General features: G+C 27.8%; 15 protein-coding genes and 2 riboswitches. Of the genes, 8 read left to right on the top strand and 7 right to left on the bottom strand.

Annotated elements, in window-relative coordinates; all coding sequences use genetic code 11:
* Positions 1-24: 24 nt before the first annotated feature.
* Entirely contained in the window at positions 25-480 is a 456-nt protein-coding gene (locus IC213_RS05525; protein ID WP_227433186.1) for a hypothetical protein, read from the bottom strand.
* 38 nt (positions 481-518) lie between these two features.
* Positions 519-1,784: an ArsB/NhaD family transporter gene (locus IC213_RS05520; RefSeq protein ID WP_227433187.1), complete on the bottom strand. Its 1,266-nt coding sequence runs from the start codon at positions 1,782-1,784 to the stop codon at positions 519-521.
* A gap of 466 nt (positions 1,785-2,250) precedes the next feature.
* Here IC213_RS05520 and IC213_RS05515 point away from each other — a divergent pair, with 466 nt between their 5' ends.
* On the top strand, positions 2,251-3,702 hold the full coding sequence (locus IC213_RS05515; protein ID WP_227433188.1) for an alanine/glycine:cation symporter family protein: 1,452 nt from the start codon (positions 2,251-2,253) through the stop codon (positions 3,700-3,702).
* Between the two features lie 211 nt (positions 3,703-3,913).
* Here IC213_RS05515 and IC213_RS05510 read toward each other — a convergent pair whose 3' ends face one another.
* From IC213_RS05510 to ribD, 5 genes are all read right to left on the bottom strand, one after another.
* A complete protein-coding gene (locus IC213_RS05510; RefSeq protein ID WP_227433189.1) occupies positions 3,914-4,342 on the bottom strand; it encodes a hypothetical protein in 429 nt (142 codons plus the stop codon).
* Positions 4,343-4,867: 525 nt separating this feature from the next.
* Positions 4,868-5,329, bottom strand: a complete 462-nt coding sequence (gene ribE, locus IC213_RS05505; protein ID WP_227433190.1) for a 6,7-dimethyl-8-ribityllumazine synthase — start codon at positions 5,327-5,329, stop codon at positions 4,868-4,870.
* Between the two features lie 106 nt (positions 5,330-5,435).
* On the bottom strand, positions 5,436-6,629 hold the full coding sequence (locus IC213_RS05500; RefSeq protein WP_227433191.1) for a bifunctional 3,4-dihydroxy-2-butanone-4-phosphate synthase/GTP cyclohydrolase II: 1,194 nt from the start codon (positions 6,627-6,629) through the stop codon (positions 5,436-5,438).
* A 23-nt stretch (positions 6,630-6,652) separates the two neighbouring features.
* Entirely contained in the window at positions 6,653-7,318 is a 666-nt protein-coding gene (locus IC213_RS05495) for a riboflavin synthase (protein ID WP_227823815.1), read from the bottom strand.
* 31 nt (positions 7,319-7,349) lie between these two features.
* The gene (gene ribD, locus IC213_RS05490; protein ID WP_227433193.1) at positions 7,350-8,462 is read right to left on the bottom strand and encodes a bifunctional diaminohydroxyphosphoribosylaminopyrimidine deaminase/5-amino-6-(5-phosphoribosylamino)uracil reductase RibD; all 1,113 of its coding nucleotides are present in this window, start codon (positions 8,460-8,462) and stop codon (positions 7,350-7,352) included.
* A 137-nt stretch (positions 8,463-8,599) separates the two neighbouring features.
* Positions 8,600-8,721: riboswitch (FMN riboswitch) on the bottom strand.
* 187 nt (positions 8,722-8,908) lie between these two features.
* On the opposite strand from ribD, the gene recQ reads away from it, so the two are divergent.
* The 7 genes from recQ to IC213_RS05455 all read left to right on the top strand — a co-directional run bounded on the left by recQ (position 8,909) and on the right by IC213_RS05455 (position 16,727).
* Positions 8,909-11,392 carry a DNA helicase RecQ gene (gene recQ / locus IC213_RS05485; protein WP_227860911.1) on the top strand — a complete coding sequence of 828 codons (2,484 nt, stop codon included), beginning with the start codon at positions 8,909-8,911 and terminating at the stop codon, positions 11,390-11,392.
* Between the two features lie 88 nt (positions 11,393-11,480).
* Positions 11,481-11,592, top strand: a riboswitch (TPP riboswitch).
* A 142-nt stretch (positions 11,593-11,734) separates the two neighbouring features.
* Positions 11,735-13,036 (top strand): phosphomethylpyrimidine synthase ThiC, encoded by a 1,302-nt coding sequence (gene thiC / locus IC213_RS05480; protein ID WP_227862821.1) that lies wholly within the window; start codon positions 11,735-11,737, stop codon positions 13,034-13,036.
* 48 nt (positions 13,037-13,084) lie between these two features.
* Positions 13,085-13,279: a sulfur carrier protein ThiS gene (gene thiS, locus IC213_RS05475; RefSeq protein WP_227433196.1), complete on the top strand. Its 195-nt coding sequence runs from the start codon at positions 13,085-13,087 to the stop codon at positions 13,277-13,279.
* Entirely contained in the window at positions 13,272-14,075 is an 804-nt protein-coding gene (gene thiF / locus IC213_RS05470) for a sulfur carrier protein ThiS adenylyltransferase ThiF (protein ID WP_227862820.1), read from the top strand. The genes thiS and thiF overlap by 8 nt, the downstream gene beginning before the upstream one ends.
* A 62-nt stretch (positions 14,076-14,137) precedes the next feature.
* Positions 14,138-14,908, top strand: a complete 771-nt coding sequence (locus IC213_RS05465; protein ID WP_227828421.1) for a thiazole synthase — start codon at positions 14,138-14,140, stop codon at positions 14,906-14,908.
* Positions 14,909-14,924: 16 nt separating this feature from the next.
* Complete coding sequence (gene thiH / locus IC213_RS05460) at positions 14,925-16,028, top strand: 2-iminoacetate synthase ThiH (RefSeq protein WP_227483240.1); 1,104 nt, start codon at positions 14,925-14,927, stop codon at positions 16,026-16,028.
* Positions 16,029-16,727, top strand: a complete 699-nt coding sequence (locus tag IC213_RS05455; RefSeq protein ID WP_227433200.1) for a thiamine phosphate synthase — start codon at positions 16,029-16,031, stop codon at positions 16,725-16,727.
* Positions 16,728-16,832 lie beyond the last annotated feature (105 nt).

The following is a 16,832-nucleotide window of genomic DNA, read 5'->3' as shown; positions in this document are numbered from 1 at the left end:
CCTTAAATTTATAAGTATCTTACTTTAGATTTTCTTTGTATGCTTTTCTATATAGTTAATATCATTTAATATATCGTTAAGTTCTTTATTGAGTGTTTTTAAATCATCTCCATCTACATTATAGTTTAAAAATAACTCTTCTACATTATCAATAATAGAATTGACTTTTCTAGTAACTTCAACAAAAGTTTTAAAGTTACTACTATTTTTAGCATTTAGAAATTTGTTTAAATCCTTTGATATAAATGATATTATTTCATATTCATCATTAAAAAGACCTCTACCAATAGGATATGGTTCAATTCTTTGTAAAAAATATTGATCTTTAGCATTAATATTATAAGTATAAGATATTTCCCAGTTGTCTCCTAAATCAAACTTAATAAAATATAATGTACTACTTACTTTTGATATTTTTGTAGCTCCAAGTTGTCTTAAAAGAACTTCAATTGAATCTCCTTGAACAGTATTAATATTCATATATACACATCCCCTTTAATACTATTATACTATATTTTCTAAAATTTTATAATTAAATAAACAGTAGATATAATAATAGATATAATCATAAGTGGAAAACCTATCTTAAAATACTCTTTAAAAGATATAGGATGACCATGCTTATTGCCTATACCTGCTAGTACAACATTGGCAGAGGCTCCAATAAGTGTCCCATTACCTCCAAGACAAGCTCCAAGGGATGTTGCCCACCATAGTGGCATTACATCAATTCCTTCAGCTTGCATAGTCAAAATAAGTGGAATTAATGTTGCAACAAACGGAATATTATCTAAGAATGAAGAAACTATTGCTGATAACCATAATATTAATAACATTGTAAATACAATATGGCCCTCTGTAAGTCCAATCAATGCTTGAGCTAATTTATTTATTATACCCACTTCTACTAATCCACCAACTACTACAAATAATCCCATAAAGAATAAGATTGTAGACCATTCAATACCTGCCATAATTTCATCTACATCTTGTTTTCCTATAAGAAGCATTATAGATGCACCAGTTAATGCTACAACAGAAGAATCTATATGGATTGTGCTATGAAACATAAAACCAAAGAGTATAAATGCTATTAAAAGAAGACTTTTTATAAGTAAGGGTTTATCTTTAATAGATTTTTTTTCATCAAGCTTTAATATTACTTCTTTGGCTTTATCATCTACAACAAGTTCTTTTCCATAAATAAATTTAAAACATATTATTGTTATAATAAGTATTACTATAACAGCAGGTCCTAAATTTATTACAAAATCCATGAAACTAAGATTGGCAGCACTACCAATCATAATATTTGGAGGGTCACCTATAAGAGTAGATGTACCTCCGATATTTGAAGCTAAAATTTGTGTTATTAAAAATGGAACTGGATTAAGTCCTAGAATTTGTGTAATAACTATAGTCATTGGACCTATAAGTAAAACAGTAGTAACATTATCTAATACAGCAGATAAAATAGCTGTTATAATAGCAAAACAAATCATTATTCTCCATGGATCACCTTTAGCTTTTTTTGCAGTCCAAATAGCTATATATTCAAATAGTCCTGAGTTTTTAACAACAGCAACAAATAGCATCATACCAACCAATACTCCAATAGTATTGAAGTCTATATGGCTTAATCCTTCATCAAGTGTAAGTATATTGAATATTATCATTAATAGTGCACCACCAACCGCTGCTACAGATCTGTTTACCTTTTCTGTAATAATAGCTGCCATAACTATTAAAAATATACATATAGCTATTATTTGTTGAAATTCCATAATATAAGTACCTCCATTTGTATTCTTTTGTGTCTAATGCTAGTACTATATATAGTATTACTTTTTTCTAGTTTTTTCAATGGATGTATAAAAGTATATTATTTAACAAAGTTTTTAAAAAATTAACAGAATTTAGAGAAAATTTTTGTTATTTAAATAAATTTTAAAATCATATCATTACTTATAATATTAAACGACAAACGAAAAAATATACTTCAAAAGTATAATTTATTGTATTTGATAAGCAATATAAAGTATTAATTACATCTAAGTTATAAAATTAATAAAATAAAGTTGAATTTAAAGATAAAACTGCAATTTATTAAAGAAATTATTCATTTTAAACCTTGTAATTTAATTTTATAAATATTATAATTAAATTAATGAATTTTTCACAAGGAATTATGCATTTTTTTGATTTTAAGATTTATTGAGAAAACAATATTAACAGGGGGTAATTAATAAAATGGATTTTTTAAATGGTATTTTAACAGGCATTAACAATGCAGTAGTATTTGTAAACAATTACTTATGGTCTTATATTCTAATTATAATGTTAGTTGTAATTGGTATTTACTTTACTATTAAAACAAATTTTGTACAATTCAGATATTTTATAGAAATGTTTAGGCTTTTAGGTGATGGTGCAGCAAATAAAAATGCAAAAAAAGAAGGAAAAATATCTTCATTTCAAGCCTTTTGTATAAGTACATCTTCAAGAGTTGGTACTGGAAATATAGCAGGGATAGCAATTGCAGTAGTAGCAGGAGGTCCTGGTGCTGTATTTTGGATGTGGCTTATAGCTTTAATTGGTTCTGCTTCAAGTTTTGTGGAGAGTACATTGGCTCAAATTTATAAAGTTAAGAATGGACCAGCTTTTAGGGGTGGACCAGCTTATTATATGGAACAAGGTTTAAATAAAAGATGGATGGGTGTTTTATTTTCAATACTTATAACTATCTGTTATGGATTTGTATTCAATGCAGTTCAAGCAAATACTGTTTCATTGGCGTTTAATAATGCATTTGGTATAAGTAAAATGGCTATGGGAATAGGTCTTGGAATTTTAACAGCAATAGTTATTTTTGGTGGTGTTCATAGAATAGCAAAAGTTTCAGAAATAATAGTTCCTGTATTTGCAGGATTATACATATTAGTTGCTTTAGCTATAGTTGTAATGAATATAACAGAAATACCAGGAGTTATATCATTAATAGTAGAAAGCGCATTTGATTTTAGAGGAATGGCAATTGGTACATTTATGGGAGTTGTAATGACTGGAGTAAAAAGAGGTTTATTTTCTAATGAAGCAGGAATGGGTAGTGCACCTAATGCTGCTGCAACAGCACATGTAACTCACCCTGTAAAACAAGGTTTAATCCAATCTCTAGGTGTTTTTACAGATACTATAATTATATGTAGTTGTACAGCATTCATGGTATTATTATATTCAGATTATGCTAGTAGTGGAGCAACAGGAATTGAATTAGCTCAAGAAGCTTTAACTCACCATATAGGTCCAATAGGAAATATTTTTATAGCAGTTTGTATATTCTTATTTGCATTTAGTTCTATAGTAGGAAATTATTACTATGGAGAATCAAATATGGAGTTTATGAGTGGAAGTAAAATTAAACTTAATGTATTTAGGGTTTTCGTTGTAGGTATGGTTTTATTTGGTTCTCTTACTCAAGTAGAAGTAGTCTGGAATTTAGCAGATTTATTTATGGCACTGATGGCTATAATAAACTTAATAGCAATAACTCTTTTAGGTAAGTACGCATTTATTGCTTTAAAAGACTATACAAGCCAAAAAAAATCTGGAATAAAAGACCCTGTATTTATTGCAGATGAAATAGAAGGACTAGAAAATGTATCAGAGTGGCACACTGAATTATCTGATGAACGTTTAGGATAAAAAGTAGTATAAAAATTATAGAGTAATTTTGATAGATTAGAATGTATTTAATTTATGTGAATATAGTATTTTAGCTAACTTATATTACTGGAATTTTTAATTCCAGTAATATTTTTTTATATCAAGTATATTATATTTTATTAAGAGTTTTTAGTATTTTAATATAATTTAGTTATCATAAATAATATATTAAAACCTCTCTTTTTAAATACTACACAATTAAATCTTGTAAGTTATCTTCAAAGCTTTCTAAGTAATCACAAAATAATCTAAACTCTTCTATATTTTTGATTTCTTGTAAATTTCTTAAGTCTATCATCATGTTGCTATATTTATGCAACATAAAACTCATATCATATATTTCACATTTAACAAATCCTTCTTGATAGTTGTATTTATAAGGTTCATATTTTGAAAAATTTGATTCAAAGTATTTTATTTTAGCATAACATAATCTGTGTATATTGAATAAAAGAGCAAATATAGATTCTTTAACTGCAAACTTGTGTGTGAAGTATTTTACAGTGTGGTATTTATCGTGTTTAAATTCCCAGATTAAATCTTCATTCAAAGTAAGAGAATATTTTTTTATAAGGTTACGTTTTTCTAGTGTTAAATCTTGTATTGAACTTGTTTTCATAATTCAGTCCCCCATAAATATTCAATAAACAACCATTAAATTATGGTGTTCATTTATAGTTTATTATTGCTTACTTAATTATATTGTATAATTAATCGAGAAAATAATAAAATAGATAATTAATATAACATTAATATATGCTATAAATAAAAACGATAGCTTTGATAGTAATATGTACAAATTTATGGTATTTTATATTTAGATTTATATTTGTAGTTATTTTAAGCTTTTAAAAGTATTTTTTATTATTAACTTATATTTCCTAGATTACAGGGAATTTAACACTAAAAATCTATCTTGTGTCCTTAAAAATTTACATAATGATTGTATATATTTTAATTTCAAAATATACGTGAATAGAGTTGGCATTTCTAATGAATATGAAGATATGGGTAAGGTTGTTCAAATAGATAATTATCTTTAAAATTATTAAGTACCAAAAGACAAGTATGCTTTGCCATATTGGTACTTAATAGTATTTTATAGCCTCTATTTTAATTTCCACTATTTAATCAATAAAGGTATTTAATCTAGAACCTTAAATAGGTTTGCCATTTCTAGTGCATTCATAGCACAATCATATCCTTTATTTCCAGCTTTTGTGCCAGCTCTTTCAATAGCTTGTTCAATATTTTCTGTTGTTACTATTCCAAATATAACAGGTAATTCATTATCCAAAGATACTTTTGCAATGCCTTTAGATACTTCGCTACATACATAATCATAATGAGAAGTAGCACCTCTTATAACACATCCTAAACATATTATAGCATCATACTTACCACTCTTAGACATTTTTTGAGCAACGAGAGGAATCTCAAAAGCTCCAGGTACCCAAACCACTTCTATATTTTCCTGAGTAACATCGTGTCTTAAAAGGCAATCTTGAGCACCAGATAAAAGTTTTGATGTTATAAATTCATTAAAACGAGAGTTTATTATACCTATTTTTAAATCTTTTCCAATAAGTTTTCCTTCATATATCATTTTTATTTCCTCCAATTTTATTTAGGTTATAAATCTATATTTTTAGTATATATGCATATTATTGTAATAAAAATTACTTAGTAGAATAAAAATTAAATACCATTAGCTATATAATATCTAATAGATGTCCCATTTTATCCTTCTTAGTTTTCAGATATAATTTATTAAAATCATTAATTTCTTCATTAATAGGAACTCTATGTTCAATTTTTATTCCATATTTTTCTAATTGATTTATTTTGTCAGGATTATTACTTAAAAGGTTTATACTTTTTATATGTAAATTTTTTAATATCTGAGCAGCGATATAAAAATCTCTCATATCTTCTTCAAATCCAAGCATTAAATTCGCTTCAACAGTATCATAACCTTCTTCTTGAAGTTTATAAGCTTTAATTTTATTTAAAAGCCCAATACCTCTGCCTTCCTGTTTCATATAAATTAAAACACCACTTCCATTTTCTACAATTTTTTTCATAGAAGTTTCTAACTGTAGCCCACAATCACATTTTAAAGAATGAAATACATCACCTGTTAAACATTCAGAATGAAGTCTGACTAGTGTATTTTCTTCATTTACATTTCCATAAGTAAGGGCAATGTGTTCTTCATTTGAGTAAATATCTTTATATCCTATTATTTCAAAATTTCCATATTTTGTTGGAAGAAAAGCACTAGAAATTTTTTCTATAGTGGTTTCATTTCTTTTTCGATATTCTATCAAGTCTTTTATAGTAATTATTTTTAAATTATGTTTTTCTTTAAATATCATTAAATCATCAACTCTTGCCATTGTACCATCATCTTTCATTATTTCGCAGATAAGACCAATTTCTTTAAATCCTGCAAGTCTAGCAAGGTCTACAGAAGCTTCTGTGTGACCATCTCTAACTAGGACACCTCCAGTTTTTGCTATTAATGGAAATACATGTCCAGGTGTTTTAAAATCTTTACTTGTGGAACTTTCATTACAGAATAATTTGACAGTTTCAGCTCTCTCATATGCAGATATACCTGTTAAAGTATCTATTCCATCTATAGTGACAGTAAATGCAGTTTGAAATGTGTCTGTATTTTCTTTAACCATAAGAGGTATATTTAGACTTTTAAATTTTTCTTCAGTAGCAGGAAGACAAATAAGGCCCCTACCATATGTAGCCATAAAGTTTATTGTCTCAGGTGTAGCCATTTCAGCTGCCATCAATAAATCTCCTTCATTTTCTCTGCTTTCATCATCAACTACGATTACCATTTTTCCATTTTTGATATCATTAATAGCTTCTTTAATAGTGTTAAACATGTAATTCACTCCTTTTATTATTTTTAAAAACCATTTTTAAATAAAAATTCTTTATCTATATTTGATTTATAGTTACTACTATTAGAATTTAATTCCTTGTAGTTTTTTACAAGAAAATTATTAATATACTTTCCAATTACATCACTTTCTAAATTGACAAAGTCTCCAATATTCTTTGTCAAGAGAGTAGTGTTAAATTTAGTATGAGGTATAACCGAAACCTTAAATATCTCATCATCTAAATAAGCTATAGTTAGACTTACACCATCAATAGCAACAGAACCTTTGTGTATCATTGTTGATAAAAGTTCTTTGGACGGTTGTATGCTTATTAAAACTGCATTTTCATCTTTTTCAAATTTACAAATAGTACCTTTACTATCAACATGACCTGTTACTAGGTGTCCACCAAATCTAGAAGAAAGGCTCATAGCTCTTTCAAGATTTACTTCATCACTTGGATTTAATGAACTTAAATTTGTGGAACGGACTGTTTCCATCATGACATCAGCAGTAAATTCATTTTTACCTAAACTTGAAACAGTTAAGCAAACTCCATTTACAGCAATACTATCTCCAAGATTTGTACCATCTAGTATTTTATTTGATTGTATGGTGACTTTTCCACTTTTGCCATTAGCAGTAATTTTTCTAAGTATTCCAACTTCTTCTACTATGCCAGTAAACATTTTAACCTCCTAGACGTATATATTTATAAATTTAATTTAAAACATCAGACTCTACCAAAATATCGCCATCTATTAAAGTTACATTCTTAATTTCTAATTGTATAGCATCTGATAAGTAATCTATTCCATCTCCAGAAACGAAAGTAGGAGCATCTTTTCCACCTATAATTTTAGGTGATAAAAACAATTTGACTTTGTCAACTAAATTGTTTCTAAATAGACTGTCATTAAGTGTAGCACCACCTTCAACTAAAACAGAATCAATTTTTAATTCTCCTAATTTATACATTACAAATTCTAAATCTACCATATTATTTTTTTTAGGAGAAAGTACTACTTCAATATTATTTTTTCTTAGAACTAATGATTTTTCACTATCTTCACAACACGTAAAAACTATAGTTTTATTGTTTTTATCTTTAACTAATTTGCTATCAACTGGCAATTTTAAGTTTGTGTCTATTATTATTCTTACAGGGTGAGATACATTTTCTTGGTTAAGTCTGCAAGTTAGCAATGGATTATCATTTAAAACTGTGTTTATCCCAACCATTATACCTTGATATTTATTTCTATACTTATGAGTTAGATATCTTGATGATTCATTAGATATCCATTTTGATTCTAGCGATTTTGTGGCAATCTTGCCATCTAAACTTACTGCTGATTTTACAATACAAAGAGGTTTTTTTGTTTTTATATAGTAAAAAAATATTTCATTTAATTGTTTTGCTTCTTTTTCTAATATACCTACAGTAACATCAATGTTATTGTCTCTTAGTTTTTTTACTCCATTACCACAAACGATTGGATTTGGGTCTAATGTAGATATTACGACTCTCTTAATCTTATTTTGAATAATTTTATCTACACAAGGAGGTGTTTTGCCATAATGAGAACAGGGTTCTAAATTTACATAAAGGGTAGTGTCTTTTAAACTTTGATTAGCACTATTTATAGCATTTATTTCAGCGTGATTAGAGCCAAATCTCTCATGATATCCTTTACCTATTATGTCATCATCTTTAACGATTACACATCCCACTAATGGATTTGGATTTACAAAACCTTCTCCATTTTTGGCTAATTCAATAGCTTTTTTCATATAATAAATATCTTTCTCTTTTTGACTTATAAATTTCACAATATTTACACCTCCTATTTAAACTTAGATAATTTTCAAACAAAAAACCCCGAGAATTAACTCGGGGTTTAGAATAATCTACAATAAATATTGTATAAATGTATAGCAAAACGGCTCTACAAAAACACTTATTTAGTATATATCTTCTTCCATCCAGACTTTACTGTCGGCTTTGGAATTTAACCAAATCAACCAAGTTTTAACTCAGCTCGCGGGCTATACCGCCGATTGGGAATTTCACCCTACCCCGAAGATTAAGTATTAAATTTATATTTAGAATGTATCATAAATTATTTTACTTTGCAAACTATTTTTTTAAAAATATATGTTAATATATAATATATAACAGCTAGAAACTTTGGAATAATGCGATTGTGAATATAAAAATAAAAATTTGAACATAATCAGAAAAGAAGTTTAATTAATTTGAATTGGGAGAGAAATATATGAATAAAAAACCTTTAGAAATATTATCAAAATACTATGGATATACAAGTTTTAGAAAAGGCCAAGAGTCCATAATAAATTCTATTTTGAATAAAAAAGATGTATTAGCTATAATGCCAACTGGAGGAGGAAAATCTATATGTTATCAACTTCCAGCATTGATATTAGATGGGATGACAGTAGTGATTTCACCACTTATATCTCTTATGAAAGACCAAGTAGATGCTTTAAAAGCCATGGGAATCAATGCTGCTTTTATAAATAGTTCATTGGGAAACAAAGAATTTAATGAAATATTAAGTAATATTAGAAAAAATACTTATAAAATACTTTATATTGCTCCAGAAAGATTAGATACCCAAGAATTTCTTGAACTAATAAATAATAATGACATAAGTCAAATTGCAATAGATGAAGCACATTGTGTATCTCAATGGGGACATGATTTTAGACTGAGTTATAGAAGGATTTCTACGTTTATCAATAGTTTGTCTAAAAGACCTATAGTCACAGCCTTTACAGCTACTGCATCAGAAGAGGTAAGAGCTGATATAATAAATTTATTGTGTTTAGAGAGTCCAGATTGTTACATAACAGGGTTTGATAGAGAAAATCTAGCAATAAATATAGTGAAATCATCTAGTAAAAATAAATATATTTTAGACTATATTCAAAATCATAAAAATGAGTCTGGAATTATATATACAGCTACTAGAAAAGAAGTTGAAAATATTTATAATGGTTTGGCAAAGAGAAATATATCTGTATCAAAATACCATGCAGGTTTATCTAAAAATGAAAGAAATAAGAATCAAGAAGATTTTATAAATGATAATATAGATATAATGATAGCAACAAATGCATTTGGGATGGGTATTGATAAGCCCAATATAAGATGGGTTATACACTACAATATGCCTCAAAGTGTAGAAAATTACTACCAAGAAATAGGGAGAGCTGGTAGGGATGGAGAAAAAAGTGAATGTATACTTTTATTTTCTCCAGGAGATGTACATATACAAAAATATTTAATAGATATTGGTGTTGAAAATCCTGAAAGAAAATTATTTCAACATAAAAAACTTCAGCATATGATTGATTTAGTTTATAGTAATTCATGCTATAGGAGGACAATATTAAATTACTTTGGAGAAAATTATATAGAAAACTGTAATAACTGTAGTAATTGTTTAGTTGAAGGAGAAATAGTGGATAAAACTATAGATGCTCAAAAAGTTATTTCATGTGTAGCTAGAATGAAAAGAAGTTATGGTGTTACTACTATTGTAGATGTACTTAGAGGGTCTAAAAACAAAAAAATTTTACAACTTGGTTTAGATACTTTGTCTACATATAATATTATGAGAGATTATTCAAGTGAAGACTTGAAGAATTTTATAAATACATTAGTTTCTCATGGTTTTTTAGATTTAGTCGAAACTTTAGGTAGCGGAAACAGAGGAAGTTACCCAACTATAAGATTAAATGATATGTCTATGAAAGTTTTGAAGGGCGAGGTAAAGGTAGAATTTAAGGAAATTGTAATGACAAAATCTCTAGAAATAGAAGATGAATTATATAGTGCTTTAAGAGAATTAAGACACTTAATTGCAAGTGAAGAAAGAATAGCTCCATATATGGTTTTTGGAGATGGAACACTTAGAGCTATGTCTAGTAGTTATCCAGTCAATAAAGAAGAAATGCTAAATATATCTGGAGTAGGAGAAATTAAATATCAAAAATATGGTGAAGATTTTGAAACACTAATCAAAGAATATGTCGAAAAAAACAATATAGATAAAAAAGACAAAGAAAAAAATGTCGATTTAATAAATGTCAATAGTGAATTTCTTGAAGTTAATACAGATAAAGCTTTATATGAAAGGCTAATAAATATTAGAGAAGAATATGCTAAAAAAGAAAAATTACTTCCATACATGATTTTAACTAATAAGGCTTTGAAAGAAATAAGTGGAAGATATCCTATTGATAAAGAACAATTAAAGGATATTTCTGGTATAGGTGAAGTAAAAATTGAAAAGTATGGGGCTAGTATTTTAGATGAAGTTAAACATTATGTAAAAGAAAATAGTATTGATGTTACTTGGGAGAAAAAGAAAAAAAGAAAATTGATACTAGATGGAGAAAGCAGAAAAAACAATGAAATAGCACTAGATTTGTTAAATCAAGGTAAGGATATACAAAGTGTAAGTCAAGAAATAGAAGTCTCCCTATCTACAGTTATTGGATATGTATATGATTATTTAAAAGATGGGCAAAGTATATCATTTACATTAGATTTAGAAAATTTTTATAGTGAAGATGAAAGGAAGATGATTTTAGAAGTATGTGAAGAAGTAGGTTATGAAAATTTAAATAACATAAAAAGAAAACTTCCAGATTCAATAAAGTATGAAAATATAAGGGCTGTTATACTTAAATCTTATCTTGAAAATTCGAAAAAAGGTGCATCATTGGAGTAAAGTTAGCTGGATTAAAATATAAAATTTGTATTATTATGTTGAACTAATATTTTTGCTGTGTTATACTGAATTTGTAAAAATGATAAAAATTTAGAGCTAGGGGCGCTAGAATTGGCTAGCTGAGAGATAAAGCCGTAACTTACAAACCCTAATAACCTGATCAAGATAATGCTTGCGAAGGGAAGCTTTGTAATATAATTTTGTTATATAAATAGATAAATTATTCTGCATAGTGAGAAATTTGTCTAAGTGTATATATGATTATAAGAGTGCTTTCCAAAACAAGGAAAAGCACTTTTTTTATTGTTAAAAACTATAACTTTAATCTTGGAGGAATGTAATATGAATTATACAACGCAAATGGATGCTGCTAGAAAAGGCATAATAACTAAAGAAATGGAAATCGTTTCTCAAAAGGAACAAGTAGAAGTAAATGAATTAAGAGAATTAATAGCAAAGGGACAAGTTGTTATACCTGCTAACAAAAATCATAAATCCTTAAGTGCAGAAGGTGTAGGTAAAAATTTAAGAACAAAGATAAATGTAAACTTAGGAATTTCAAGAGATTGTAAGAATATAGAAAATGAACTTGAAAAAGTTAAAGTGGCAATAGACATGAAAGCTGAAGCAATAATGGATTTGAGTAACTATGGAAAAACTAGAGAATTTAGAGAAAAAGTTGTTGAAATGTCACCCGCAATGATAGGTTCGGTTCCTATGTATGATGCAGTAGGGTATTTAGAAAAAGAACTAAAGGATATAACAGAAGAAGAATTTTTAAATGTAATAAGACAACATGCTATTGACGGAGTTGATTTTATTACTATACATGCTGGTCTTACTAGAAGTGTTTGTCAAAAGATAAAAAATCATGAAAGATTAACTCATATAGTATCTCGTGGAGGTTCACTATTATTTGCTTGGATGGAGTTAAATAATAAAGAAAATCCTATTTATACTAATTTTGATAAGATTTTAGATATATGTGAAGAGTATGATGTTACATTAAGTTTGGGGGATGCATGTAGACCTGGTTGTATAAAAGATTCTACAGATGGAGTTCAGATTCAAGAACTTGTAGTATTAGGAGAACTTACTAAAAGAGCATGGGAAAGAAATGTACAAGTCATGATAGAAGGACCTGGTCATATGGCTATTGATGAAATAGAAGCAAATGTAGTGTTAGAAAAAAGACTATGTCATGGAGCACCTTTTTATGTTCTTGGTCCATTGGTTACAGATATAGCCCCAGGTTATGACCATATAACTAGTGCAATAGGAGGAGCATTAGCATGTGCTAAAGGAGTAGACTTCTTATGCTATGTAACTCCAGCAGAACATTTAAGATTACCTAATTTAGATGATATGAAAGAAGGGATAATAGCTGCTAAAATAGCTGCTCATGCAGGAGATATAGCTAAGAATGTTAAAGGAGCTCGTGAATGGGATAACAAAATGAGTAAAGCTAGAGCAGATTTAGATTGGTGTGAAATGTTTAGACTTGCAATAGACCCTGAAAAAGCTAAAAGATATAGAGATGAGTCAACTCCGACTCATGAAGATAGTTGTACTATGTGTGGAAAAATGTGTTCAATGAGAACAGTTAAAAAAATATTAAACAATGAGGAACTTAATTTAATATAATTTGTGCAGAGCATTAGTTGAATAAAGTCAAAATGAGGAGGTGATTTAGTGAAGGTTAATGGAAAGAATGTTGAATTCAAAGAAAACTTAACTGTTATAGATTTGTTGAATAAATATAATTTGAAGAGCGATAGAGTTGTAGTTGAGATAAATCTAGAAATAATTGAAGAATCCAATTACAATACATATATATTAAAGGATGAAGATGTTGTAGAACTTATTAGCTTTATTGGAGGTGGTTAAAATAAAAATATTTGTAAATGAAGTATTAACAGATGTTGAAAAAAATACAACTGCCTATAAAGTTAGAGATAAATATAATCATAAATGTGATGTATTGGTGTTGAATGGATATCCAATTAAAGCTGACATTCCCCTTTCTGAAAATGATAAATTAACACTTATACAAAAAGGGGTTAAACCTTCTTTTGATGAGTTAGAAAGCTTGTTGATAGCTAGACATACTCCAAATGTGCATAATAAATTAAAAAAAGGAAGAGTTGCTATATTGGGACTAGGTGGACTTGGGTCCAATATAGCTATCTCTTTAGCTCGAATTGGAGTTGGAGAACTTCTACTTATAGATTATGATGTTGTGGAGCCATCTAACTTAAATAGACAGCAATACTTTATAGATGATATAGGAAAACTAAAAACAGATGCTATGGTTGAAAATATAACAAAGATTAATCCATTTATAAAATTAAAAAAGCAAAATATTTTTTTAAATAAATATAATATGCATATACTTAAAGAGGCAGATTTGATAATTGAAGCTTTTGATGATGCTTCATGTAAAGCACAAGTTTGTAATTATATCTTAATAAATTTGAAAGATAAATATTTGATAGCATCATCAGGTATGGCAGGTTACTATGATTCAAATATAATAACTACTAAGAAAATAAGAGATAGATTTTATATATGTGGAGATTTTGTAAATGAAGCTAAAATTGGAGAGGGACTTATGGCTCCAAGAGTTGCTATTTGTGCAAATCATATGGCAAATTTGGCAACAAAAATACTTATAGATATATAAATACGTGAATCAGAAAATAAAAAGATTGAAAATTGAAAAAAATAAGATGGGGAGGAAAGAAAATGGATAAATTAGTACTTGGGGGACATGAATTCAATAGCAGATTATTGGTTGGAACAGGTAAATATGGGTCAAATGATATATTGCCTAAAGTAATCAAAGAAAGTGGAAGCGAAATAATAACAATGGCACTTAGAAGAGTAGATTTAGATAATAAACAAGAAAATATCTTAACATATATTCCAAAAGAAATGACTATACTTCCAAACACGTCAGGAGCTACTAATGCAGAAGAAGCTGTAAGAATAGCTAGAATATCTAGAAAAATGGGTTGTGGAGACTTTATAAAAATAGAAGTAATATCAGATACTAGATACTTACTTCCTGATAATGAAGAAACTATAAAAGCTACAAAAATACTTGCTGATGAAGGATTTATAGTACTTCCATATATGACACCAGACCTTTATGCTGGAAGAAGACTTATAGAAGCTAAAGCAGCAGCAGTTATGCCTCTTGGTGCTCCAATTGGTTCAAATAGAGGTCTTCAAATGAAAGAAATGATAAAAATAATGATAGATGAATTAGATATACCAATAATAGTTGATGCAGGTATTGGTAAACCATCTCAAGCTATGGAAGCTATGGAAATGGGAGCTGATGCAGTGCTTGTTAATACTGCTATAGCTTCAGCAGGTGACCCTGTGCAAATGGCTAGAGCATTTAAGTTAGCTGTAGAAGGTGGACGAGAAGCTTATATAGCAAAAGCAGGAAGTGTATCAGAATTTGCAAATGCATCTTCTCCTTTAACAGGTTTTTTAGGCAATTTATAGAAAGTGGTGATTGATGATGAGTTTTTATGAGGTAATAGAAAAATATAGGGATTTTGATTTTGATGGATATTTAAATAATGTTACAGACAATGATGTTTTAAGAAGTTTATCAAAAGACAAACTTGAGGATTTTGATATATTAAATTTACTTTCTAAAACTGCTGTAAAACATTTAGAAGCTATGGCACAAAAAGCACATAAATTAAGTGTTCAATATTTTGGAAAGACAGTCTGCCTATATACACCAATGTACATAGCAAATTATTGTGTAAATCAATGTGTTTATTGTAGTTACAATATAAAAAGTGGAATAAAAAGAAAAAAACTAACTATGGATGAAATCAGAGAGGAAGGAAATGAAATTTCAAAAGAAGGTTTCAAACATCTACTTGTTTTAACTGGTGAAAGTAGTTTTCATTCAAGTGTAGAATATATAGGTGAGGCTATAGAAATATTAAGAGATAAATTTCCATCTATAGGAATTGAAGTATATCCAATGGAAATAGATGAATATAAGTATATTGTAGACAAAGGAGTTGAAGGTCTAACTGTATACCAAGAAACTTATGATGAGAAAATATATAAAAGAGTTCATTTAAAAGGGCCAAAATCAAATTATAAATTTAGATTAGATGCTCCTGAAAGAGGAGCAAAGGCAGGTATGAGAACTCTATCAATAGGAGCACTTTTAGGATTAAATGATTTTAGAAAAGAGACCTTCTTTACAATATTGCATGGGAAATATCTAAAAACAAAATATCCTCATATTGAGCTTTCATATTCAACACCAAGAATGAGACCATTCAAAGGTTGTTTTGAAGAATTAGTAGATATAAGCGACACTGATTTAGTTCAAGCGATGGTTTGTATGAGGCTGTTTGACCCTCATGCAGCTTTAAATATATCTACTAGAGAAAATTTGGAAATGAGAAGTCATATAGTACCTTTAGGAGTAACTAAATTAAGTGCAGGTGTATCTACAGATGTAGGAGGGCATTCTCAAGATGAACATGATACTGCTCAATTCAAAATAAATGATGAAAGTACTGTTGAAGATATAGAAAAAATGCTAAATTCAATTGGTTATCAACATGTATTTAAAGATTGGGAAAGATTTTAGATGTATTTGATAACAAATAGAAATTTATGTAGCGAGGAACGATACTTAGAGGTTATTAAAGAATCTATATTGAGTGGTGTAGAAAATATTATAATAAGAGAAAAAGATTTAGAATATGAAGCATTAAAAGATTTATATATAAAGATAAAAAATAAAATTAAGTATATTAATTTTCAGGAAAAAATATTGGATGAAAGCTTGAAGAATAGTATAAAAAAGAAAGAGAATAATGATGGATTTAAAGTAAACTTTATAATAAATAGCAATATAGAATTTTTTGAAAAGACAGATTGTCAAGGTATTCATCTTCCATTTAAATTGTTTTTGAATTTACTGGGAAATAGATATAATTTCAATAAAAATAAGATACTGGGATTGTCATTACATAAAGTAGAAGAAGTAAAGTGTCTAGAAGAAATAATAAGAAAACTAAATATAAAAATAGATTACATAACATTATCACATATATATGAAACTAAGTGTAAAGAAAATTTATTGCCAAAAGGAATTGAACTTTTGAAGGAAGCTAAGAAAATTACTGATATTAAGACCGTTGCACTTGGAGGAATCCTACCATCTAATGTCAAAGAAACATTAAAATACTGTGATGATTTTGCTGTAATGTCAACTATAATGAAATCTAAAAATATTGAAGAAACAATATCAAATTATAATGAAAAAATTCAATTAGTAAAATAGAAAGTAAAGTATTTAAATTGAATAAAAATAAAAAAAGCTATCTTTTAAAATCTAAAAGAGAGCTTTTTTATTTTGTATCTTTGCTAATAAAAAATTGTAAAAAGG

The sequence above is a fragment of the Clostridioides sp. ES-S-0049-02 genome (assembly GCF_020658465.1).
In the GTDB taxonomy this organism is placed as follows: Bacteria; Bacillota; Clostridia; order Peptostreptococcales; family Peptostreptococcaceae; genus Clostridioides.
The sequence above is the reverse complement of the archived record's forward strand: the minus strand, read 5'-3'. Positions and strand labels throughout refer to the sequence as shown.

Bases quoted from the DNA above. Each gene is read 5' to 3' on its own strand.
- IC213_RS05525 (WP_227433186.1), bottom strand. From the start codon at position 480: ATGAATATTAATACTGTTCAAGGAGATTCAATTGAAGTTCTTTTAAGA.
- IC213_RS05520 (WP_227433187.1), bottom strand. From the start codon at position 1,784: ATGGAATTTCAACAAATAATAGCTATATGTATATTTTTAATAGTTATG.
- IC213_RS05515 (WP_227433188.1), top strand. From the start codon at position 2,251: ATGGATTTTTTAAATGGTATTTTAACAGGCATTAACAATGCAGTAGTA.
- IC213_RS05510 (WP_227433189.1), bottom strand. From the start codon at position 4,342: ATGAAAACAAGTTCAATACAAGATTTAACACTAGAAAAACGTAACCTT.
- ribE (WP_227433190.1), bottom strand. From the start codon at position 5,329: ATGATATATGAAGGAAAACTTATTGGAAAAGATTTAAAAATAGGTATA.
- IC213_RS05500 (WP_227433191.1), bottom strand. From the start codon at position 6,629: ATGTTTAACACTATTAAAGAAGCTATTAATGATATCAAAAATGGAAAA.
- IC213_RS05495 (WP_227823815.1), bottom strand. From the start codon at position 7,318: ATGTTTACTGGCATAGTAGAAGAAGTTGGAATACTTAGAAAAATTACT.
- recQ (WP_227860911.1), top strand. From the start codon at position 8,909: ATGAATAAAAAACCTTTAGAAATATTATCAAAATACTATGGATATACA.
- thiC (WP_227862821.1), top strand. From the start codon at position 11,735: ATGAATTATACAACGCAAATGGATGCTGCTAGAAAAGGCATAATAACT.
- IC213_RS05465 (WP_227828421.1), top strand. From the start codon at position 14,138: ATGGATAAATTAGTACTTGGGGGACATGAATTCAATAGCAGATTATTG.
- thiH (WP_227483240.1), top strand. From the start codon at position 14,925: ATGAGTTTTTATGAGGTAATAGAAAAATATAGGGATTTTGATTTTGAT.
- IC213_RS05455 (WP_227433200.1), top strand. From the start codon at position 16,029: ATGTATTTGATAACAAATAGAAATTTATGTAGCGAGGAACGATACTTA.